25 protein-coding genes are annotated in these 20,713 nt (G+C 39.7%); 15 read left to right on the forward strand and 10 right to left on the reverse strand.

Annotated features, from left to right (window positions below):
* Positions 1-7: 7 nt before the first annotated feature.
* Entirely contained in the window at positions 8-1,414 is a 1,407-nt protein-coding gene (rlmD, locus tag AC0VYV_RS02480) for a 23S rRNA (uracil(1939)-C(5))-methyltransferase RlmD (protein ID WP_475373238.1), read from the forward strand.
* Positions 1,415-1,730: 316 nt separating this feature from the next.
* Here rlmD and AC0VYV_RS02485 read toward each other — a convergent pair whose 3' ends face one another.
* From AC0VYV_RS02485 to AC0VYV_RS02505, 5 genes are all read right to left on the reverse strand, one after another.
* Positions 1,731-1,901, reverse strand: a complete 171-nt coding sequence (locus AC0VYV_RS02485) for a YfhD family protein (RefSeq protein ID WP_430241524.1) — start codon at positions 1,899-1,901, stop codon at positions 1,731-1,733.
* Between the two features lie 80 nt (positions 1,902-1,981).
* Complete coding sequence (locus tag AC0VYV_RS02490; protein WP_194220105.1) at positions 1,982-2,095, reverse strand: YfhE family protein; 114 nt, start codon at positions 2,093-2,095, stop codon at positions 1,982-1,984.
* A gap of 180 nt (positions 2,096-2,275) precedes the next feature.
* Positions 2,276-2,830, reverse strand: coding sequence for a GNAT family N-acetyltransferase (locus AC0VYV_RS02495; RefSeq protein ID WP_430241522.1), 555 nt, complete (start codon positions 2,828-2,830; stop codon positions 2,276-2,278).
* 280 nt (positions 2,831-3,110) lie between these two features.
* Positions 3,111-4,226 (reverse strand): amidohydrolase, encoded by a 1,116-nt coding sequence (locus AC0VYV_RS02500; protein ID WP_475373239.1) that lies wholly within the window; start codon positions 4,224-4,226, stop codon positions 3,111-3,113.
* Between the two features lie 189 nt (positions 4,227-4,415).
* Positions 4,416-5,318, reverse strand: coding sequence for a TIGR01777 family oxidoreductase (locus tag AC0VYV_RS02505; protein WP_475373240.1), 903 nt, complete (start codon positions 5,316-5,318; stop codon positions 4,416-4,418).
* Positions 5,319-5,449: 131 nt separating this feature from the next.
* Between AC0VYV_RS02505 and recX the strand changes: the two genes are divergently transcribed.
* A complete protein-coding gene (gene recX, locus AC0VYV_RS02510; RefSeq protein WP_475366459.1) occupies positions 5,450-6,259 on the forward strand; it encodes a recombination regulator RecX in 810 nt (269 codons plus the stop codon).
* Here recX and AC0VYV_RS02515 read toward each other — a convergent pair.
* Positions 6,246-6,917 (reverse strand): SDR family NAD(P)-dependent oxidoreductase, encoded by a 672-nt coding sequence (locus tag AC0VYV_RS02515; RefSeq protein WP_475366460.1) that lies wholly within the window; start codon positions 6,915-6,917, stop codon positions 6,246-6,248. The genes recX and AC0VYV_RS02515 overlap by 14 nt on opposite strands.
* A 96-nt stretch (positions 6,918-7,013) precedes the next feature.
* On the opposite strand from AC0VYV_RS02515, the gene AC0VYV_RS02520 reads away from it, so the two are divergent.
* Entirely contained in the window at positions 7,014-7,334 is a 321-nt protein-coding gene (locus AC0VYV_RS02520) for a YfhH family protein (protein WP_283153076.1), read from the forward strand.
* A 24-nt stretch (positions 7,335-7,358) separates the two neighbouring features.
* On the opposite strand, the gene AC0VYV_RS02525 is transcribed toward AC0VYV_RS02520, so the two are convergent.
* On the reverse strand, positions 7,359-7,517 hold the full coding sequence (locus AC0VYV_RS02525; RefSeq protein ID WP_194220098.1) for a YpzG family protein: 159 nt from the start codon (positions 7,515-7,517) through the stop codon (positions 7,359-7,361).
* A 25-nt stretch (positions 7,518-7,542) separates the two neighbouring features.
* Positions 7,543-7,698, reverse strand: a complete 156-nt coding sequence (sspK, locus tag AC0VYV_RS02530) for a small, acid-soluble spore protein K (protein ID WP_371018515.1) — start codon at positions 7,696-7,698, stop codon at positions 7,543-7,545.
* Between the two features lie 136 nt (positions 7,699-7,834).
* Here sspK and AC0VYV_RS02535 point away from each other — a divergent pair, with 136 nt between their 5' ends.
* Positions 7,835-8,104: a YfhJ family protein gene (locus AC0VYV_RS02535; protein ID WP_159781055.1), complete on the forward strand. Its 270-nt coding sequence runs from the start codon at positions 7,835-7,837 to the stop codon at positions 8,102-8,104.
* Positions 8,105-8,169: 65 nt separating this feature from the next.
* On the opposite strand, the gene AC0VYV_RS02540 is transcribed toward AC0VYV_RS02535, so the two are convergent.
* Complete coding sequence (locus AC0VYV_RS02540; protein ID WP_475366462.1) at positions 8,170-9,150, reverse strand: metal-dependent hydrolase; 981 nt, start codon at positions 9,148-9,150, stop codon at positions 8,170-8,172.
* A gap of 251 nt (positions 9,151-9,401) precedes the next feature.
* Here AC0VYV_RS02540 and mutY point away from each other — a divergent pair, with 251 nt between their 5' ends.
* Both mutY and AC0VYV_RS02550 read left to right on the forward strand, forming a co-directional pair.
* The gene (gene mutY, locus AC0VYV_RS02545; RefSeq protein ID WP_475374415.1) at positions 9,402-10,502 is read left to right on the forward strand and encodes an A/G-specific adenine glycosylase; all 1,101 of its coding nucleotides are present in this window, start codon (positions 9,402-9,404) and stop codon (positions 10,500-10,502) included.
* Positions 10,499-11,260, forward strand: a complete 762-nt coding sequence (locus AC0VYV_RS02550) for an SDR family NAD(P)-dependent oxidoreductase (protein WP_475374416.1) — start codon at positions 10,499-10,501, stop codon at positions 11,258-11,260. Before mutY ends, AC0VYV_RS02550 begins: the two co-directional genes overlap by 4 nt.
* 63 nt (positions 11,261-11,323) lie before the next feature.
* Here the strand turns inward: AC0VYV_RS02550 and AC0VYV_RS02555 are convergent, their stop codons facing one another.
* Positions 11,324-11,518 (reverse strand): hypothetical protein, encoded by a 195-nt coding sequence (locus tag AC0VYV_RS02555; protein ID WP_283153072.1) that lies wholly within the window; start codon positions 11,516-11,518, stop codon positions 11,324-11,326.
* Between the two features lie 217 nt (positions 11,519-11,735).
* Here AC0VYV_RS02555 and AC0VYV_RS02560 point away from each other — a divergent pair, with 217 nt between their 5' ends.
* From AC0VYV_RS02560 to AC0VYV_RS02600, 9 genes are all read left to right on the forward strand, one after another.
* A complete protein-coding gene (locus tag AC0VYV_RS02560) occupies positions 11,736-12,056 on the forward strand; it encodes a gamma-type small acid-soluble spore protein (protein ID WP_194220091.1) in 321 nt (106 codons plus the stop codon).
* 113 nt (positions 12,057-12,169) lie between these two features.
* Positions 12,170-12,844, forward strand: a complete 675-nt coding sequence (locus AC0VYV_RS02565; protein ID WP_475366465.1) for an SOS response-associated peptidase — start codon at positions 12,170-12,172, stop codon at positions 12,842-12,844.
* A gap of 150 nt (positions 12,845-12,994) precedes the next feature.
* Complete coding sequence (locus tag AC0VYV_RS02570; protein WP_194220089.1) at positions 12,995-13,216, forward strand: hypothetical protein; 222 nt, start codon at positions 12,995-12,997, stop codon at positions 13,214-13,216.
* A gap of 207 nt (positions 13,217-13,423) precedes the next feature.
* Positions 13,424-13,951, forward strand: a complete 528-nt coding sequence (gene ntdP / locus AC0VYV_RS02575; RefSeq protein ID WP_226616541.1) for a nucleoside tri-diphosphate phosphatase — start codon at positions 13,424-13,426, stop codon at positions 13,949-13,951.
* Between the two features lie 100 nt (positions 13,952-14,051).
* Positions 14,052-15,770 (forward strand): ABC transporter ATP-binding protein, encoded by a 1,719-nt coding sequence (locus AC0VYV_RS02580; protein ID WP_475368363.1) that lies wholly within the window; start codon positions 14,052-14,054, stop codon positions 15,768-15,770.
* 188 nt (positions 15,771-15,958) lie between these two features.
* Entirely contained in the window at positions 15,959-16,963 is a 1,005-nt protein-coding gene (locus AC0VYV_RS02585; RefSeq protein ID WP_283153071.1) for an ABC transporter ATP-binding protein, read from the forward strand.
* A gap of 14 nt (positions 16,964-16,977) precedes the next feature.
* Positions 16,978-17,958, forward strand: coding sequence for an ABC transporter ATP-binding protein (locus AC0VYV_RS02590; RefSeq protein ID WP_194220086.1), 981 nt, complete (start codon positions 16,978-16,980; stop codon positions 17,956-17,958).
* 28 nt (positions 17,959-17,986) lie between these two features.
* Positions 17,987-19,600 (forward strand): ABC transporter substrate-binding protein, encoded by a 1,614-nt coding sequence (locus AC0VYV_RS02595; protein WP_475368364.1) that lies wholly within the window; start codon positions 17,987-17,989, stop codon positions 19,598-19,600.
* Positions 19,601-19,707: 107 nt separating this feature from the next.
* A complete protein-coding gene (locus tag AC0VYV_RS02600; RefSeq protein ID WP_226616545.1) occupies positions 19,708-20,712 on the forward strand; it encodes an ABC transporter permease in 1,005 nt (334 codons plus the stop codon).
* Position 20,713: the final 1 nt, after the last annotated feature.

The following is a 20,713-nucleotide window of genomic DNA, read 5'->3' on the forward strand; positions in this document are numbered from 1 at the left end:
GATATTTTTGGATAACAAAAATGTGAAAGGGACAGGGCTTACGAACGGTCAAACAATTCCTTTAACTATTAAACGATTGGGGATAAATGGAGAAGGCGTCGGTTTTTTTAAAAGGACAGTGGTATTTGTTCCGGGAGCACTACCAGGAGAAGAAATTACAGCTGAAGTCACAAAGGTTTTTTCAAATCGTGCTGAAGCAAAAATAAAAAGGCTTCGAAAAAAATCGAATGACAGAACCACTCCACCATGTCCGGTATATGAAGAGTGTGGAGGATGTCAGCTCCAACATTTAAGCTATAAGGCACAACTTCGTGAAAAACGGGATATTGTGATTCAGTCGTTTGAACGACATGCAAAATTGGGTGAAAAGGATATAACGATAAAGCCTGTAATTGGAATGAAAGATCCCTGGAACTATCGAAATAAAAGTCAGCTTCAGGTAAGAAAGCAAAAGGGAAAAGTCATTGCAGGATTATACGGAGCAGGGTCACACGAGCTTGTTGAACTGACAAACTGTTTAGTACAACACCCGGAAACAAATAGAGTCACTCGTCAAGTTGTGAAGATACTCGAGGATTTAAATATTTCGATATATCATGAAAAGAAGAGGAAGGGGCTAGTTCGTACAATCGTAACGAGAGTTGGATTTGAAACGGGACAAATTCAATTAGTGCTTGTCACTTCAGAAGAGAACATTCCGCGGAAAGAATTACTTATTAAAGAAGTGAGGAAAAGGCTTCCTGAAGTGAAGTCGGTTATTCAAAATGTAAATGGGCAGAAAACATCTCTAATATTCGGTGATAAAACCTTCGTATTAGATGGGGAAGAAGTAATAGAGGAATCATTAGGAGATTTAAATTTCGAATTATCTGCTCGTGCCTTTTTCCAGCTAAATCCCACGCAAACTGTTCACCTCTATGATGAAGTGAAAAAAGCTGCTGCGCTTACTGGTAAAGAAAACATTATAGATGCTTATTGTGGAGTAGGTACGATTGGATTATGGCTTGCCGATAATGCGCGAGAAGTCAGAGGGATGGATGTCATTAAAGAATCGATTGATGATGCAAGAAAGAATGCTAAAAGTCACGGTTTTCAGGAGAAGATGACTTACGATGTAGGTAAAGCAGAAGAGGTCGTTCCTAAGTGGATAAAAGAAGGGTTCAAACCAAACGTGATTGTGGTAGATCCACCGAGAACCGGCTGTGATGAGACGTTATTAGCTACGATGGTAAAAGCAAAGCCAGATCGAATTGTTTATGTATCTTGTAATCCTTCAACGCTTGCAAAAGATTCTTCCTATTTAATGAAAAAGGGATATGAGCTTCGGCATTTACAGCCAGTCGATATGTTTCCACAAACCTCTCATATTGAAGTAGTGTCTGTTTTTAAAAGAAACACAGGGAATAAGAAATAGTTACAAGCTTATTTATGGATAGTGGAAGTAGTTAATCACTTCCGACTGGAAGCTAAATACAGTCATTAACACTTTCCACAGACTTATGCACAATATAAATAGGTATTTATAGCGTTACTAACAAGTTTATCAACAATATCCACAAGTTAATACGAGGTTATCAACAAAAAGAGTTGTTTATAGTAAATGTGCTTTAAAAAGGGAAAGATAACACGTTATGCACATTGTTAACAGCTTGTGCATAACTTTCTTGTTAACTTCTGAATCGCTATTTTTTTCTGAAATCAAAAAGGGACCGATACGGTCCCCTTTTTGGTTATTTGTTTTTCTTCGCGCGCTGGTTTGCGGCCTTAGATCTTTCTGCTGCTTTCGCATCAGCGGTGTCGAATTCATTTGCGAATTCTACATCCTGGTTTTGTGCTGATGGAATTGGATTTTTAGCTTGACGCTTTTGTTTACCTTCTGAAAAATTTGGACGTTTTGCCATCTTAATCAGCTCCTGTAAATGTGTTTGGAGAAGATCTCTCCACTCATTAGAATGGCTTGTTTTTGTTTAATTATTCGTCTTTATTTATGCCCAGCTCGGTCAGCACGTTTGAATTCTCTTCCAAAAAGAACATCTTGGGTCTTCGTTAGCGTCATTTTTGCTTCCTTATTTTCTCTGCCTTTACGTTTATCCACAATAATCCCTCTTTTCCTTAAGATGCTACTAGCATTGCCATCACATAAAGTTCTATGCACATGTGGATAAAAGCAATGACCGGTCGCCGATAGTAAGACTGTGGATTATGGCACTCTATAGAAAAAAACCAATAGAAATAAGGCAATAATAACAATAAAAAAAGTTCCTTTAACAGGAACTTATGCTTCTAATTGAACTTCAACTGCTTCTGTACCTTCACGCATGACATGAAGATGATAGTTATCGCGTTCAATTTCATATAAATGATATGATTTCTCTCCATTATTAATTTGCTTATAAACTTCAGGCCATTTCTCATTAGCTTTCTCGACATAAGGGATTTTTTCTGCAGCTTTTTGAGAGCGAATGTTATCCTTGTTAATTCTCATGAAAATTGTATGAATTTGCTTATCAAAAAACATTTCATTGAAGAAAGCTTCTTTCGCGATTTGATTATAACCTTTGCCATGGTAAGGGGTACCAATCCACGTTCCAAGAAAGCCAGTTTGATGTTCAATATCAAACAAATTAATTGTACCAATAGGTGCACCCCATTCATCAAGAATGGTCCTAGAAATTAATTCTCCCTGCTCCTCAGCTTCAATAAGTTGTTTTGTTAAGAATAGATATTCTTCGTAAGAGCTTGCTTTATGACGTACGAATGGGAAGACAGCTGGGTCAACCATCAAGTCAAATAGCATATGACATTCCGACAGGTCACGATGTTTAATCATGAGTTTCCCTCCTGTCGAGGGCAGACTTATCCCCACCCTCGAATAATAGTATGTTGAATTATTATTCGGGGTGGGAATCGAACCCACTAGGACCAGTCACTGCTGGTGGCGCACCAATTGCCTTCCCATATTCAGATATGAAGTTGTTAGTTCATTTTATTGTAATTACAAAAGTATCATACTCGATTTATTTAAAAAAAGATACTGGTTTTTTGCGTATTTTTCACTTCTAAATGTAAAGTTATTGTAAGTGTCTATGTGACAAGAAATTTAAGCGATTTTAACGAATAATTTCCCCGTTAATCATCGTCAATATTGGACGGGCATCGTACTGGAATGGATGATTAGACCAGAGCACTAAATCGGCATCTTTTCCAACTTCTATACTTCCAATTCGGTGTTCTACTCCAAGGCTTCTAGCGGGATTTAGTGTAATTCCTTCAATCGCTTTTTCTTCGCTTAACCCTTCTCTAACAGCAAGCGCTGCACAAATGTTTAAGTACTGAATAGGAACGTATGGATGATCTGTTGTGATTGACACCTCAATCCCGTGGCTATTCAGAATACCATAAGTCGCCCAAGTTTTATTCTTTAATTCTATTTTCGAACGTCTCGTCATAGAAGGGCCTACAGTTACTTTAAGGTTTTGTCCACTAAGTTCATCTGCAATAAGATGCCCTTCTGTACAATGCTCAATTCTGAGATCAAGATTAAACTCCCTGGCAAATCGAACAGCCGTTAATATATCGTCTGCACGGTGAGCGTGAATTCTAACAGGAATTTCACGATTTAGTGCTGCAATAATGGGTGAAATTCGTGGATGCTCGATCTGATTAGATCTCCCAGCATCATAGAATGCTTCTCGAAGAAGGCCCATAATTCCCATGCGGGTAATGGAATCATTATTAGAGTGACTATGAACCCGTTTTGGGTTTTCACCTAATGCAATTTTTAGACCGGCGGTTTCTCTGACAATCATTTTCTCTACGTTCTTTCCATGCGTTTTCAGAACAGTTGTTATACCGCCAATAATATTCGCACTTCCAGGCATAACTTGGACAGAAGTTACGCCAAATGCAATCGCATCTTTAAAACCAACATCGAGTGGATTTACACCGTCAAGTGCTCTTACATGGGGAGTTAGAGCTTCTACGGTTTCATTTGCATCATTACCGGCCCAGCCAGTGCCCTCGTCATAAAGGCCAACATGTGTATGTGCATCAATGAAACCGGGTAAAAGATGATAACCTTTGCCGTCAATTACGGTCATATCAGCTTCTTCAGATATAGAGGGGGAGACTTCATGAATAAGGCCGTCCTTTACAAGAACATCAGCACATGGGAGTAATGGTGATGAAACTGGATAAACTCGAGCTTGCTTAAATAATATCGTCACATTATTCACCTATCATCCTTTAGTTTTATAACTATGCATCGTCGAAAATAGCTAGTTAATTCATTATAGCCATTATCCATCATCGATACTACCTAATCGAAGGTGCACATGCCGAAGGATTATTAATTGAAATACTACTTTTTCATTAACTATTCAAATGAAGAGAGGGTTTGAAAAAAACCTGCTGGTTTAGACCAGCAGGTTCTCTAATGCGTCTTTTAATTTAATGTAGCGGAAAGGATAGCCTAATTCTTTAGCTTTCTGTGGAAGAACGCACTGTCCTTTTAATACAATCCCACTTTTTTCTCCTAGAGCTGCTTGAACAGGTGCTTCAGGAACAGGCATCCAGTGAGGTCGATTTAATACTTCTCCAACTGTTTTACCAAAATCATTCATTCTCTTTGGTTCAGGCGCGGTTACGTTTAATGGTCCCTGGACAGAATCGTGATCAACAGCAAATCGGATCATCCCAACTACATCCATAATATGTACCCAGGAATACCATTGTCGTCCATCACCAAGTTTACCACCCATAAATAATTTATATGGCAAGGTCATTAAAGGAAGGGCTCCTTCTTCGCCAAGGACAACACCAAATCGCGCAAGAACGGTACGAACTCCATGATTCTGTGCTTTCATTGCTTCATCTTCCCATTTGCGTGTAACATCTGCCAGGAAGTCAGAACCAGGTTCTGTATCATTTTCGGTAAATGATTTATCAACTGATGAACCATAAAATCCAATAGCAGAAGCGTTTACAAGAACGCGTGGTTTATGATCAAGTTTTTGAATGATGGAAATGATCTCTCTCGTTGACGAAATGCGGCTGTCTAGAATACGCTGTTTACGCTCTTCTGTCCACCGGCCGCTATTAATTGATTCGCCTGCAAGGTTCACGATGGCGTGAATCTTTGGGAGGTCCTTCTCTGGCTCAGCATCATCCTGAAGCCACTTTACATAAGTAACCCCTTTTTTTATAGGTTTGTTTGCAGGGTTCCGTGTTAGAATAAATACCGAATGCCCGTCATTAACAAAAGAGTCTGTTAGTTCACTTCCAACAAAACCAGTTCCTCCGGTAATCGCAATGTTCATATCATCTTCCTCCTAAGCGTACGCGATATACTTCTACTAGTTCTTTACCCATATTCATATTCCTCTAATCAAATGCTTTAACTTCATTCGTTTATTCAGAAAGTGCTACAATGTGAGTGGAGGTGAGTGCATTGGTCAAGGTTACGCGTATAACAACGCAAAAAAACAATAACGAACGATTTTCGATATTTATAGATAAAGGTTCAGGTGAAGAATTTGGTTTCGGTGTTGACCAGGATGTTCTGATCAGCTTTGGTCTTCGAAAAGGCGTCGAATTAAGCGACGAGATGCTTGAAGGAATTCATTTTGAAGACCAGGTGAAAAAAGGCATGAATTACGCGTTAAATTATTTATCTTACCGGATGCGCTCTGAAAAAGAGGTGAAAGAATACCTTACTAAAAAGGAAATACCTGAAGAGGCATTCGAAGCTATTTTCAAAAAGCTTCATCGCTATGGATACGTGAATGATCTTGAATTCGCTATTGCTTTTGTAAGGACAAAAGTAAATGGAGGCGCAAAAGGTCCATTTGTCATCGCGCAAGAGCTCAACCAAAAAGGAGTTAATAAAAAGATGACCGATAAAGCACTTGAAGAATACTCATATGAGCAACAGCTTGAGATTGCAATTAAGTTAGCTGAGAAAAAAGCATCAAAGCTAAAGACTTCCTCAGCAACGGAACAAAGGCAGAAAGTAAATCAGGAACTAAGAGCCAAAGGCTTCGATCGTGACATCATTCAAGAAGTGATGCAGCAAATCGATCTAGAAAAAGGAGAAGACGAGGAATGGGAAGCGCTCGTGCTTCAGGCCCAAAAAGCGGAACGACGCTATAGCAAACTCGAGCGTCGTGAATTCGATCATAAAATGAAGCAATTTTTATATCGTAAAGGGTTTCCTTTTCCGCTTATTAATAAATATCTAGAAGAACTTAACGATCAATAAATATCTCATTTTGTCCTTCATCTTCCTCGATGATTTGGAGGGCTTTCTCAAATGGGGATTTAAGTCTTGATACATCATTAATATGATCGGAATTCGCCCAAAATGGAGTATTCATCCCTCCCATATAAACAGCAGTTGCACTGACACCCGTGCCCTCTAGTTCTTTCCATAAGCTCTCAGTAAAACCTCTTATCGCATATTTAGAAGCGACGTAGACGGTTTCGTGATTTTTCCCTTTTAAACCAGCGGTAGAAATAATATTCATGATGCGACCTTCCATGCTTTTTAATGTAGGGAGGAACGTTTGTGTTGCAAAAATGGTGCCTTTCACATTTGTATCAATAACCTTATGTATATCAGAAATAGTAATGTCTTCTAAAGCCCCGAACGTTCCTGTACCAGCATTGTTTACAAGCATGTGAATTTGTAGATTATCCCGATCCATTGCTTGTTTCAGTTTTTTAAGTTCTTCAGGATCAGTTATATCGCATTCATAAATGGAACAGACACCTTTATTATTTTTGATTTCCTGGTCAATGGATTCAAGTTTTTGTTTGGTTCGACCAACAAGTACGACATGGTGTCCTTTAGTTGCCCACTGTTTTGCAAGCTCAGCTCCGAGGCCAGAACCGGCACCCGTAATTAAAATGGTTTTCATATAAAATCACTCCTTTCTGTAAGCGTAGCATATTTTTGTCAGGAAGTAGAAAATGAACTATACTTGGGGAAGAATTGATGATGATGGAGGTCAAGGATGGAAAAGCGTTTCAGTGATATGAGTGAGCAGGAACTAAGAAATGAAATTGCCCTCTTAAGCGAAAAAGCACGTAGAGCGGAGCAAATGGGCATGGTCAATGAATTCGCCGTTCATGAACGAAGGATTGCACTTGCTAAATCGTATTTATTAAACCCGGATGACTTTATACCGGGCCATAAATATGAAATTGATGGTGATCCAGGTTCTACGTTTATTATCGATTATATGAATGGGACGTTTGCATGGGGAAACCGTGACGGTAGCGATGAGATTGAAGCATTCCCTATTTCGATGTTAATTCAAAAAGAGCAGCAGTAACGCTGCTCTCTTATTTCATCATTTTTACGATCGTTTACGTGTTTGTACCTGTAGTACGATATCGTTATAAGTTTGCTGCGTTTCTCCATTCACCTGATTATGAGCGTGTTTTGGATTTGCACGCGGAGATTGGAATGGATCCTCATATTTCGGATGGAGTCTATCTCGGTTATTTTTTCCCATAGATGCTACCTCCTGTATAAGAGAATTATCCCTGACGGTGGCCTGTCCGATTTGAAGCATTCATCCGCTCTTGTGGATGAGTGTTAATCGACCCGTCAGCACGTTTTGATGCGAATTCTTCTTTTGCGCGGGGTTCACCAGAAAATTTAGCATCTGGAAATCCGGTTTTTTTATTTCTCATCAGCGTGCGCCCCTTTCCAATATCGTGTTGTGAATCAGGCACACCATTAGTATGCGAATTCGGTCGGAATGTTATGTGCCAAACAAAGTTATTTATTAGACAGAATTTGAATTACACCACGAAAGGAGAATGCCTCATGGAAGATTTATTTCAAAGGCTTACTCATAACCTTCTTGAGAAAAATGATCACCTCTCTTATGGTCAAGCGAGAACAATGGTGGAGTTGCTTTGGGAGGATTTTGAATCGTCAAGAGCCAAGGCAGGCAGAGAGTATAAAGGTCAGGATGTAACTGAAAAAATTGTAAAGCAATGGATTGACTACTATGGTCCTGTTTTACATGATTTCATGATGAATAATCCAAAATATAAAGGGTATTTTGGAGATGACAGAAGCATAAAACATTAAACAAAAACCGGCTGGGCACATTATGTGCCCAGCCGGTTTTCTGTGTCATAAAATAAAGTTAACGACTAATCAAGAGCGGGATCTAATTTCTTTCGTAACGTATCTTCGCTGTAAACCCATCCAGTATAGGAACTCGTTATTTCGAGCTGATCTTCCATTTGTACCACGGCGACAAATGGATAATGGCCTTTATTTCGATAGCGAAGATCAATAAAGCGAACTTCATATCCAACTTCTTTTTCTTCAATCTCCCATCTATAAACTGGTGAGAATGAAAGAAATGCACTTAAGTTAGGATCTTCCTTCGCAGATTCCAGTACTGGTGTTTTAGGAACAGGAACGCGATCAAATACGTCTTGAATATGGATCGTAGTTCCTTCAGCGCGAGCTACATAAAACTGTGTCTCAGATTTAACTGCGATATGCCACCTGCTCCAACGAATTGTTGGTGAGACGATCACTTCGACTGCATCTGGAATTCGCTTTCTCACAGCATGAATCACTTTCTTCTGTTCAATTATTCTCCAAACGTAATAGAGAATAAGTATGCCGTAGATCGTGAGGAAAGTGTACCCAGGATTGACTCCCAAATACCAGAGAATTAATCCACCAATATGACTGAGAAAAATAAATGGATCAAAAATATTAATGACGCCAAGGGCTACCCATCTGTTAGAAAATGGCCTAATGGCTTGCGTTCCATATGCGTTAAAAATATCGACAAACACATGAATGAAGACAGCAAGAAATGTCCATAACCAAAGGTGGAGCCAATTTGTTTCAGGAAAAAACACCATTATTCCGCTGCTAATAATGATTGGCCAGAGAAGAACTGCAGGAATGGAATGAGTAATTCCACGATGGTGTCGGATATAGACAGCGTTATTTTTAAGTTTAAGCACAGTATCAAAGTCCGGGGCCTGCGATCCTATTAGCGCTCCAATTAGAACGCTTTGAGCGGTAATGGGGTCCTGTGCAATAGCTGGATCTAACGTTGCAAGAGCTCCAATCCCCAGTCCCATGACCACATGTGTCCCAGTATCCATAGGCTAAGAATCCTCCTTATGAAACGTATCGATCGTTTAGCTAACGATCGTAAATAGACCAAAAAGAATTTATGTCTATTTTGCATTCTTTATTTAGTTATACCCAATTTGAACGAATGTGAAAAGTTAAAAGGTGAATGAAAAGGTATGATGCGTTATTATATGTGATAGACGAAGGTTGAGGAAGTTTCTTAGTAAATTTAAATAAATCTTTTAACACCATTTAATATATCATATCGGAGAGTTGATCCATGACAGAGAAAGTGACAGACCTTTTACATTATTTCGATGAAAAGCAGTTCCAACAGGACCTTATTGCCTGGTTTAAAAAAGAGCAGCGTACACTACCTTGGCGTGAGAATCAGGATCCTTATCGTGTATGGGTATCTGAAATTATGCTACAGCAAACGAGAGTAGACACTGTAATCCCATATTTTGAGCGGTTTATGAGCCTTTTTCCTACTGTGGAGGCACTTGCAAATGCTGAAGAGGCAGATGTATTAAAAGCCTGGGAAGGGCTTGGTTATTACTCAAGGGCGAGAAATCTTCAAAGTGCTGTTCGAGAAGTAGCAGAGACTTATAACGGTATAGTGCCGAATAATCCCAAGCAAATATCTGAACTTAAGGGAGTAGGCCCCTACACTGCTGGGGCAATTTTAAGCATTGCTTATGACATACCACAGCCAGCTGTCGATGGAAACGTGATGCGTGTTCTTTCGCGAATTATTGGGATTTGGGAGGATATTGCTAAACCATCAGCAAGAAAGACTTTTGAAGAAGTAACTGGACGAATTATTTCCGATGAGGATCCATCCTCATTCAATCAGGGGATGATGGAGCTTGGTGCGATTGTATGTACACCAAGATCCCCTTCGTGTCTTCTTTGCCCTGTACAAGAGCATTGTAGAGCCTTTGCTGAAGGGTCGCAGGAAGAGCTGCCAATCAAATCAAAGAAAAAAGCCCCCAGACCCGTACCGATTGCAGTTATAGCTCTTGAGAATAATGAAGGCAAATTTCTTATTCGACAGCGTCCGGAGAAAGGACTTCTGGCAAGCTTGTGGGAATTTCCAAACGTTGAATTAACAGAAGGTGGCTTGAAAGAAAATCAGCTCAAACACCATTTACAAGATACTTATGAAATTAACTCTAAGATTGAGAAGGAATTATCCTCGTTTAATCATATTTTTAGCCATTTAAAATGGCAATTAACAGTTTATAAAGGATCATTTATTGGCCATATCGATCATGAAAAGGCGAAAATGGTTAGTAAGAATGAGTTGCGAGATTATGCCTTTCCTGTCGCTCACCAAAAAATTGTCAATTTGATTTTAGAAGGAGATGAAGCAGAGTGAATTTGAATCTTGAAAACAAGCGCGTTCTTATTACAGGAGGCTCTAAGGGAATTGGAAAGTCGATTGCGAAGGTATTCTATGAAGAAGGTGCGAAAGTGGGGATTTGCGGTAGAAATCGTGATGATCTCGAATTGGCTAGGAATGAAATTGGTCAGGACTTAGCCATTTTTGAAGCGGATGTGACGGATGAGCGGAAGCGCGTCCAGCTCATTGATTCTTTCATCATGCAATTTGGTTCACTTGATATCTTAGTAAACAACGCTGGGGGAAGCAGTGGTTCGACAATTATGGAGACGGATATATCTCAATTCCATAAAGCAATGGAGCTTAATTACTACTCAGCGGTACACCTTAGTCAGCTTTCTGCCGAAATCATGAAGCAACAGGGAAGTGGCGCAATCATCAATATTTCTTCTATCTTCGGTCGTGAATCTGGTGGGAAACCAACTTATAATAATTCAAAATCGGCTATGATTAGTTTTACTAAAGCTATGGGTGATGAGCTAATTAAAGACGGTGTCCGCGTGAATGGGGTTGCTCCAGGAGCCATTCTGCACCCATCAGGGAACTGGCAGAAACGACTTGATGATAATCCTGAGAAAATAGCTGAATTTGTAGATAAAGAAATACCAGGAGGAAGATTTGGGACAACTGACGAAGTGGCGAATGCCGTTGTTTTCCTTGCCTCTGAAAAAGCTTCATGGATTGTTGGTGCGACAATCAACGTCGATGGCGGACAATCGAAATCAAATTTCTAACATTTACTTAAACAACCTTCTGAAGAGTTTCAGAAGGTTGTTTTTTGGACGGAGAACTGGATTTTATTCGGGCATAAATGCTGAGAGCCCACCACGCTGTTCAATTTCTTTCATTATTTCTCGATGGATAGCTACGCCTTCGCTATTTAAGTAAGGAGTAACCTGTTGAAGGCTATAGTGAAAAAAAGATAGTTCTTCGTCCACCCACTCCTTTTTAGACATCATAGAAAGCTCTGTCATATCTCGATTATTCATCATTTAACCTCCTTCTTCTTCTTAGTTTGTATCATTGATTTGAACAGTATGAAGGGGAAGAGATGGAAAGCATGATGAAATGTTCATTCCTGATAAGCTATCAAGTAACAGTTCTATAAGGAATATTTTTGTTTATTTGCACCCGAAACAAGTTTTTCTAAAAACAATACATAAGAATCATGTTACTGGATATTCTATTGTTTGTGGGAGGTGATAAGCCATGGCAAAGAAACCAGGACAAACACAAGCTGGTGCAAACATTCAACAAGCGAAACAGCAGAACCAACAAGCTTCTGCTGGTAAAGCTGGTCAGCAACAATACGGTGCTGAATTTGCAAATGAAACAGATGCACAAGAAGTAAAAGCTCGCAACGCGAAGTCTGCTCAAAATAAGCAGCAAGCATCTGCAGGACAAGCAGCTCAGCAACAATACGGTGCTGAATTTGCAAGCGAAACGGATGCACAACAAGTGAAAGCTCGCAACGCGAAGTCTGCTCAAAATAAGCAGCAAGCATCTGCTAAGAACCAGCAGCAACAATAATCGAACTTCCCGGACAGGGCTGACTTAGTCAGCCCTGTTTTTCGTTAGTTAAATGCTGGTAGGGATTATAAGACAAGTGGAGAAACAATCTAATATAGGAAGGGGTGTTGGTTATGTGCGGACGATTCTCGCTAACGACAGAACTCGACGTGTTACTTGAAAGGTTTCAAATTGATCAAACGAGCATGGATGAATATATACCACGATTTAATATAGCACCATCTCAACAAATCCCGGCTGTGATTAGAACAAATCAAATGAATCGAATGGGAACCTTGCGTTGGGGGCTAATTCCATTCTGGGCAAAGGATGCGTCTATCTCAAATAAATTAATCAATGCGCGAAGTGAAACAGCTCAGGAGAAAGCGAGCTTTAAGCATGCTCTTAAGCAGCGAAGGTGTTTAATATTATCGGATGGTTTTTATGAATGGAAGCAGACGAAGGATCAAAAAATTCCGATGCGGATCCAAGTAAGAAAGGGTGAGCCGTTTGCAATGGCGGGGTTGTGGGAAAAATGGAATGATGGCGACAAAAATCATTTTACATGTACGATACTTACCACAGAAGCAAATGAATTTATGAAAGAGATACATAATCGCATGCCCGTCATTTTAACAAGAGATGATGAGAGGATTTGGCTGGATGATACAGTAAGTGATAGTGAAATCTTAAGCAGTTGTATGAAGCCCATATCCTCTAAGGAAATGAATGCGTATGAAGTTTCGACGCTTGTGAATTCCCCTAGAAATGAACAACCAGAATGTATTGCTCCTGTAGGGAGTTTATGACAAAACTCCTGACTTCTCTACAGAAGTTCCCAAAGGATTTCACATGAGTTTATGGAATTTCTTTTTTGATGAAGGCTTGCTAGAAATCGCTAATGGTATTAGCTTGCTCCATGGGAATGTCAAAAATCACAATTTGGAAGGAGAGGTTAAATGAAGGAGTTTGATGAGCTCATTCAACAGCAGCTCAAGCTTGCCGATCAAATGATTCGTACGAAGGAAGAAATTCTAAGCTTAGAGGATATTCTGGATGAAGAAAAGGGTAGAAATGCCATAATTGTAGAAAGAAAAGAGATGCTATCACTTATGGAGGATGAGTTTGAACGACTTATTTCGGACGTCATCTCTACCTTTGAAAAAACCCCTATTTATTAAGCTGAAATTGGGTGCCATTCTATTCGAGTGGCGCTTTTATTTTAATTTTATTTTGTTAAGCGTTATAATAGAGAAGAATATAGATGAGATGTAAGATTTTTGATAATAGCCATGTATTGAACGGTAAGAAAGAAAGGATGCTGTGAGTCTGCCTGTATGCAAAAGGCATTCATCGTTTTCCGGAATTTCTTAGGAAAGGAGAAGAAGATGAGTTTCCCAACGACCGGGACGAGAATTCAAATTCAAAGCTATAAACATCGCGGTACGCTACATCGTACTTGGGAAGAAAGCATCGTACTTAAAGGCACATCCAAAGAAATAATCGGCGGAAACGATCGCATTCTTGTGACTGAAGCTGATGGAAGACAATGGAGAACGCGTGAACCTGCGATTTGCTACTTTAGTGCAAACCACTGGTTCAATGTCATCGGAATGATCAGAACAGATGGGCTATATTATTATTGTAATTTAGGTACTCCATTTACTTACGATGAAGAAGCATTGAAGTATATTGATTACGATCTTGATATTAAGATCTATCCTGATATGACTTTTAAGTTATTAGATGAAGATGAGTATGAAGCACACCGCGAAGAAATGAATTATCCCGAAGCAGTCGATCGTATTATACAACAAAATGTAAAAGAACTGATGAACTGGATTCATCAAAGAAAAGGACCGTTTGCCCCTGGATTTGTAGATCAGTGGTATGAACAGTTCCTTCAATATAGGTAAGAAAAACCTGTTGAATGTTTTTCAACAGGTTTTTGCATGATATAAAAACAGCATGTGATTAACTAAAGGATGATGCCATCTGGGTAGTATAAAAAGGTATATGACCTTTGTAAGACCGTATAAAAAACAAATTGGGATAACGATTGGAATTGGAATATTAAAGTTTGGTATTCCTCTTCTCCTTCCATTGATTTTAAAGTACGTCATTGATGACATTATCAATGCAGAAATGCCAGCTGGGGATAAGTATGAGCAGCTTCTTTGGTTGATGGGAGGAGCTTTCTTTCTATTCGTCGTTGTCAGACCACCGGTAGAATACTTCCGTCAGTATTATGCTCAGTGGATTGGAAGTAAGATTCTGTATGATATACGAGATAAATTATTTTCTCATATCCAACAATTAAGTTTGAAGTTTTACTCTAATAACAAAGCAGGGGAAATCATCTCAAGAGTAATAAATGATGTGGAGCAAACAAAAACATTTGTAATTACTGGGATGATGAATGTTTGGCTTGATCTCATTACCATCGTCATCATTATCGGTATATTATCATTTATGAATGTTTGGCTAACGCTTGCAGCAATTGTTCTTCTTCCTCTGTATGGACTGTCAGTTAAATTTTTCTATAAGCGTCTTCGTGATTTAACAAAGGATCGCTCACAGGCACTTGCAGAAGTTCAAGGTCATCTTCATGAACGAGTTCAAGGGATGTCTGTGATTCGAAGTTTTGCCTTAGAAGATTATGAACAAGAGCAATTTAACAAAAGAAATACGAATTTCTTAGAACGAGCACTTGATCATACAAGGTGGAATGCCAAAACGTTTGCTGTCGTTAATACGATTACGGATGTAGCTCCTCTTATTGTTATCGCCTTTTCTGCGTATCTTGTGATTTCGGGTGGACTCCAAATCGGTGAAATGGTTGCGTTTGTGACTTATATGGACCGGCTTTATAGTCCTTTAAGAAGATTGGTGAATTCGTCTACCACATTAACCCAAGCCATTGCATCAATGGATCGTGTATTTGAATTTGTCGATGAAAAATACGATATTGTAGATAGAAAAGATGCAAAAAAGTTAAACGATGTTCGAGGAAATATCCAATTTGAACATGTTTCATTTAAATATAATGAAGAGGATCTACCTGTTCTAAAAGGAATTGATCTTAATGTACGTGCTGGAGAAACCATTGCGCTTGTAGGAATGAGCGGTGGCGGTAAATCCTCACTTGTCAGCTTAATTCCACGTTTCTATGATGTGACGGGTGGGAGTATTCTAATTGACGGTACAGACATACGGGATTATGAAGCAAGAAGCTTGAGAGATAACATTGGAATGGTTCTTCAGGATAACATCCTATTTAGTGAATCCGTTCGAATGAATATCATGATGGGGAATCCAAATGCCTCTGAAGAAGAAGTTATACAAGCTGCAAAGGCTGCTAACGCTCATGAGTTCATCATGAACCTTCAAGACGGATATGATACGCCCGTTGGTGAACGAGGTGTGAAGCTGTCTGGTGGACAAAAACAACGGATTGCAATCGCAAGAGTATTTCTTAAAAATCCGCCTATTTTAATTCTTGATGAAGCAACGTCAGCACTTGACCTTGAAAGTGAACATCTTATTCAAGAAGCGCTTGAAGTACTTGCGAAAGATCGCACAACCTTTATTGTCGCACACCGTCTAGCGACAGTGACGCATGCTGACCGTATCGTGGTGGTAGAAAACGGCCAAATTTCAGAGAGCGGGAATCACCAAGAGCTCATGAAACGGAAAGGGTCCTACCATAATTTGTTTCAAGTACAAAATTTATAGTTATTCATCAAAAAGCATCTCTTTGAGGTGCTTTTTTTGTTTAAATATGCATATTATCGCGTAAAAGCGTCAAAAAAAGACAGAAAATTACCTCAATAAGCGTTGCCAACTAACAAAAATAATGTAATAATGATAAACAGATTTTAGTTTAATTAAAAAATTCAGAATTTACGGAAAGGGGTGAGTGTATGGAACATCCAGTTTTAAATGTTAGTGGATTAGAAACGCACTTTTTTACTGATGATGGAGAGATTCCAGCAGTAGACTCCGTTGACTTTCATGTAAATAAAGGTGAAGTACTTGGGATTGTTGGGGAGTCTGGCTCTGGAAAGAGTGTGACTTCATTGTCCATTATGCAACTTATTCAGGCTCCAGGAAAAGTTGTAGGAGGAGAAATTACATACAAAGGGGAAAACCTTCTTACGAAATCAGAGAAAGAGATGAGAAAAATAAGGGGAAATGAAATCGGAATGATCTTCCAGGAACCGATGACATCCCTTAATCCTGTATTTAGAATCGGCAATCAGCTCGTTGAAGGAATTCGAATACATAAAAAATGGAACAAGAAAAAATCCTGGGAGCATGCTATATCAATTCTTAAACTAGTTGGGCTTCCTAGGGCTGAAGAACTTATGAATGATTACCCTCATCAATTATCTGGGGGGATGCGGCAGCGCGTTATGATTGCGATGGCGATGGCATGTGAACCAGAAGTACTCATTGCGGATGAGCCAACAACAGCTCTTGATGTGACGATTCAAGCTCAGATTCTAGAGCTCATGAAGAAATTGAACCAAGAAACTAATACATCGATTATTATGATTACACACGATCTGGGTGTAGTCGCAGAAATTTGTGATCGTATTGTTGTTATGTACTCTGGCAAAATCGTTGAGCAGGGAAAAACAAGTGATATTTTTCAGCATCCAAAGCATCCGTATACGATTGGGTTAATCGAATCAGTACCTGATGTGAGAGTTCGAAAAGACAGGCTGTATTCTATCCCTGGAAATGTGCCAAAACCAGGTTCGATTCATAAAGGATGTCATTTTGCTCCGCGTTGTAGTTTTGCTTTCGATAAATGCTATGAAGAGAATCCAACGTTATTAGATGCAGGACCAGGACAACAGGCTAGGTGCTGGCTTCATGAAGACGAGAAAAAAGCAGCTATATTAGAGAATGTGAAAAGCTAAAGGGGGCGCCTATTTTGCAAGAAGCATTACTTGAAGTAAAACAGCTTAAGAAGCATTTCCCAATTCAGGGAGGCGTACTTAAACAGCAGGTAGGAACAGTGAAAGCTGTGGACGGTGTAACCTTTACCTTACATAAAGGAGAAACATTTGGGTTAGTTGGGGAAAGTGGATGTGGGAAGTCTACAACTGGTCGTATGTTGATGAGACTTCTTGAGCCAAGTGAAGGGGAAGTTCTCTTTGATGGAAAAGAAATGACCAGTTTAAACAAAAAGGATCTTCGTCACCTTAGAAAAGATATTCAAATGGTGTTTCAGGATCCTTTTGCATCGCTTAATCCGAGACATACAGTTGAGAAAATTATCGAAGAACCTCTTATCGTTCATCAGCTTGGTAATAAAGCAGAGCGTAAAAAAAGGGTAAGAGAACTTCTTGAAATTGTTGGTCTTAGTGCCTACCATGCCAAACGTTATCCTCACCAATTCAGTGGTGGACAGCGTCAAAGAATAGGTATAGCACGGGCACTTGCAGTTAATCCGAAGTTAATTATCGCGGATGAACCTGTTTCAGCACTTGATGTTTCGATCCAAGCTCAAGTATTAAATCTTTTAGAAGATCTTCAGAAAGAGCTTGGACTAACATATTTGTTTATAGCTCATGATTTAGGAGTTGTTCGTCATATTAGCGATCGTGTCGGAGTGATGTACCTTGGGCGCATTGTTGAAATGGCAGATAGTGAAAAGCTCTATTTGGATTCAAAACATCCGTATACACAGGCTCTTCTTTCAGCGGTGCCGGTTCCAGATCCTGAATATGGGAAAGACAGAATTATTCTTACTGGAGATGTACCAAGTCCATCTAATCCGCCATCAGGGTGTCCTTTTCACACAAGATGTCCTAAGGCGATGGACGTGTGCAGCTCCGTAGTTCCCGAATTTAGGGAGATAGAACCTGGGCACTATACAGCGTGTCATCTGTATGAAGAAGACCATGTATAAATCACACACATGACTAAGGGGGAAGAACATGAAGAAGACCATTTTTTCATTAATGTTTGTATTGCTTCTTTCGATCGGTCTAGCCGGTTGCGGTGGATCTAACGAAACGAATGGCAATGGTGGGGGAGACTCCGGAGAAGGAGGCGAAGAAGCAGGTGGAACGTTGATCTTTGGTCGCGGTGGTGACTCCGTATCACTTGATCCAGCATCTGTTACAGACGGGGAATCATTTAAAGTAACAAAGAACATCTTTGATACTCTCCTTGATTACGGTGATGATAACACAGATGTACAGGAAGCACTTGCAACAGAGTGGGAAGTTTCTGATGATGGCAAGACGTATACCTTCACACTTCGTGAGGGCGTGAAGTTCCATGACGGTACAGACTTTAATGCAGACGCCGTTGTTTACAACTTCGAACGTTGGATGAATGGGAATGAAGAAGCTTTCTATTACTATAAATCCATGTTCGGTGGATTTAAAGGTGATGAAGGGCACGTTATTGAAAGTGTAACGGCGAAAGACGATTACACAGTTGAATTTAAATTGAAGCGTCCACAGGCGCCATTCTTAAAAAATATCGCGATGTCTCCATTTGCGATTGCTAGTCCTGATGCACTTGAAAAGCAGGGCGATAAGTTTGGTGAAAATCCTGTAGGTACTGGTCCGTTCGTATTTGATCAGTGGAACAGAAATGACAAAATCGTTCTAAATAAAAACGAAGAGTACTGGATGGATGGTTATCCAAAACTTGATAGTGTTATTTTCAGAGCGATTCCTGATAACTCAGCACGTCTAAATGCCTTAATGGCTGGGGAAATCGATTTGATGGATGGCCTTAACCCTTCTGATGTTCAGCAGGTAGAAGACAATGGCGATCTTCAAACGTTCTTCCGACCTTCTATGAACGTTGGATACGTTGGATTGACAACAAATCGTGGACCATTAAAAGATAAGCTTGTACGTCAGGCGCTGAACCACGCTGTGGACAAGCAAGCGCTTATCGATTCTTTCTATGCTGGACAAGCTGAACCAGCGAAAAACCCAATGCCTCCGGTAATCGGTGGATATAACGATGATATTGAAGGTTATGAATATGATCTTGATAAAGCGAAGGAACTTCTAAAAGAAGCTGGCTATGAAGATGGTTTTGAAATGGAGCTTTGGGCAATGCCTGTTCCACGTCCATATATGCCAGATGGTCAAAAAGTAGCAGAAGTTCTTCAGAAAAGCTTCGCAGAAATTGGCGTAGATGCTGAAATCAAATCGTACGAGTGGGCAACTTATCTTGAAAAAGCTCGTAATGGTGAAGCTGATAGCTTCTTGCTAGGTTGGACAGGGGATAATGGTGACGCTGATAACTTCCTATATGTACTCCTTGATCAGGATAACATTGGAAGCAACAACTATACGTACTATGAAAACCAGGAGCTTCATGATCTTCTAATCGAAGCACAGTCGACTCCAGATGAAGAAGAGCGTAATAAGATTTATGCAGAAGCTCAAGAAATCATCCATGAAGATGCACCGTGGATTCCTCTTGTACACTCTAAGCCTGCACTAGGTGGCTCTAGTACAATTAAAGGATTCTCACCGCATCCAACTGGTTCTGACAAGCTAACGAAAGTAACGCTTCAATAGGAAATAAAGAAGGGGAGTGATGAACTCCCCTTTTATTCTTCAAAATAAATTGGTTTTATACATATAGAACGGCATGTGATTTTACAGATGGAAGAAGAGGTGAGTAGATGCTTGCTTATACAGTTAGACGATTGCTAATGCTTATCCCGGTTTTATTTGGAATGACGCTTATTGTGTTCTTTATGATTCGAGCTATTCCTGGAGATCCTGCCCAGGTCATTTTAGGTCAACAGGCAACAGAGGAAGCGATAAAAAGTTTAACCAAACAGCTTGGCCTTGATCAGCCGTGGTATCTACAATATATCGACTATATTAAAAACTTGTTTACAGGTGATTTAGGCACATCTCTTCGAACAAGTTCAGATATTAGTGGAGAAATTTGGCCATATCTTGCTGCTACTCTTGAACTGTCGCTTGTGGCGATGGTTATAGCTATTTTTATTGGCGTCAATGCAGGGATTATTAGTGCATGGTTTCAAAACTCTTGGTTCGATTACACGGCTATGGTACTTGCGCTAGTCGGTGTGTCGATGCCTGTTTTCTGGCTTGGTTTGATGGAACAATGGGCATTCTCGCTTGAACTTGGGTGGCTACCATCCACGGGTCGCGAAAATGTGAGAAACCCTGTTGATGCTATCACGCATCTTTATCTTATTGATACCTTACTTCAGGGAAGAATGGATCAATTTGTAGAAGTGGTTAAGCATTTGATTCTACCTGGTATTGCTCTTGGAACAATACCGATGGCTATCATTGCTCGAATGACACGCTCAAGTATGCTTGAGGTTATGCGCTCAGATTTTGTTCGAACAGCTCGAGCAAAAGGTACAAAGATGTTTTGGGTTGTGTACAAGCATTCATTAAAAAATGCATTTATTCCTGTACTTACTGTTATTGGACTTCAAATGGGTCTCTTACTAGGTGGAGCTATTCTTACTGAAACAATATTTGGTTGGCCAGGAATCGGTCGTTATATTTACGACGCCATTAATTTCAGGGATTATCCAGTGATTCAATCTGGTATTCTCATCGTTGCTGTCATCTTTGTTTTTATTAATCTCATTGTCGATCTGTTATACGCTGCAATTGATCCTCGAATCAAATACAACTAAA

The organism is Anaerobacillus sp. QJM3NY_17 (assembly GCF_056173665.1).

Bases quoted from the DNA above. Each gene is read 5' to 3' on its own strand.
- AC0VYV_RS02485 (WP_430241524.1), bottom strand. From the start codon at position 1,901: ATGGCAAAACGTCCAAATTTTTCAGAAGGTAAACAAAAGCGTCAAGCT.
- AC0VYV_RS02495 (WP_430241522.1), bottom strand. From the start codon at position 2,830: ATGATTAAACATCGTGACCTGTCGGAATGTCATATGCTATTTGACTTG.
- AC0VYV_RS02505 (WP_475373240.1), bottom strand. From the start codon at position 5,318: ATGAACATTGCGATTACCGGAGGAACTGGTTTTGTTGGAAGTGAACTA.
- AC0VYV_RS02515 (WP_475366460.1), bottom strand. From the start codon at position 6,917: ATGAAAACCATTTTAATTACGGGTGCCGGTTCTGGCCTCGGAGCTGAG.
- AC0VYV_RS02520 (WP_283153076.1), top strand. From the start codon at position 7,014: ATGGAAAAGCGTTTCAGTGATATGAGTGAGCAGGAACTAAGAAATGAA.
- AC0VYV_RS02525 (WP_194220098.1), bottom strand. From the start codon at position 7,517: ATGGGAAAAAATAACCGAGATAGACTCCATCCGAAATATGAGGATCCA.
- sspK (WP_371018515.1), bottom strand. From the start codon at position 7,698: ATGAGAAATAAAAAAACCGGATTTCCAGATGCTAAATTTTCTGGTGAA.
- AC0VYV_RS02535 (WP_159781055.1), top strand. From the start codon at position 7,835: ATGGAAGATTTATTTCAAAGGCTTACTCATAACCTTCTTGAGAAAAAT.
- AC0VYV_RS02540 (WP_475366462.1), bottom strand. From the start codon at position 9,150: ATGGATACTGGGACACATGTGGTCATGGGACTGGGGATTGGAGCTCTT.
- mutY (WP_475374415.1), top strand. From the start codon at position 9,402: ATGACAGAGAAAGTGACAGACCTTTTACATTATTTCGATGAAAAGCAG.
- AC0VYV_RS02555 (WP_283153072.1), bottom strand. From the start codon at position 11,518: ATGATGAATAATCGAGATATGACAGAGCTTTCTATGATGTCTAAAAAG.
- AC0VYV_RS02560 (WP_194220091.1), top strand. From the start codon at position 11,736: ATGGCAAAGAAACCAGGACAAACACAAGCTGGTGCAAACATTCAACAA.
- AC0VYV_RS02565 (WP_475366465.1), top strand. From the start codon at position 12,170: ATGTGCGGACGATTCTCGCTAACGACAGAACTCGACGTGTTACTTGAA.
- AC0VYV_RS02570 (WP_194220089.1), top strand. From the start codon at position 12,995: ATGAAGGAGTTTGATGAGCTCATTCAACAGCAGCTCAAGCTTGCCGAT.
- ntdP (WP_226616541.1), top strand. From the start codon at position 13,424: ATGAGTTTCCCAACGACCGGGACGAGAATTCAAATTCAAAGCTATAAA.
- AC0VYV_RS02580 (WP_475368363.1), top strand. From the start codon at position 14,052: ATGACCTTTGTAAGACCGTATAAAAAACAAATTGGGATAACGATTGGA.
- AC0VYV_RS02585 (WP_283153071.1), top strand. From the start codon at position 15,959: ATGGAACATCCAGTTTTAAATGTTAGTGGATTAGAAACGCACTTTTTT.
- AC0VYV_RS02595 (WP_475368364.1), top strand. From the start codon at position 17,987: ATGAAGAAGACCATTTTTTCATTAATGTTTGTATTGCTTCTTTCGATC.
- AC0VYV_RS02600 (WP_226616545.1), top strand. From the start codon at position 19,708: ATGCTTGCTTATACAGTTAGACGATTGCTAATGCTTATCCCGGTTTTA.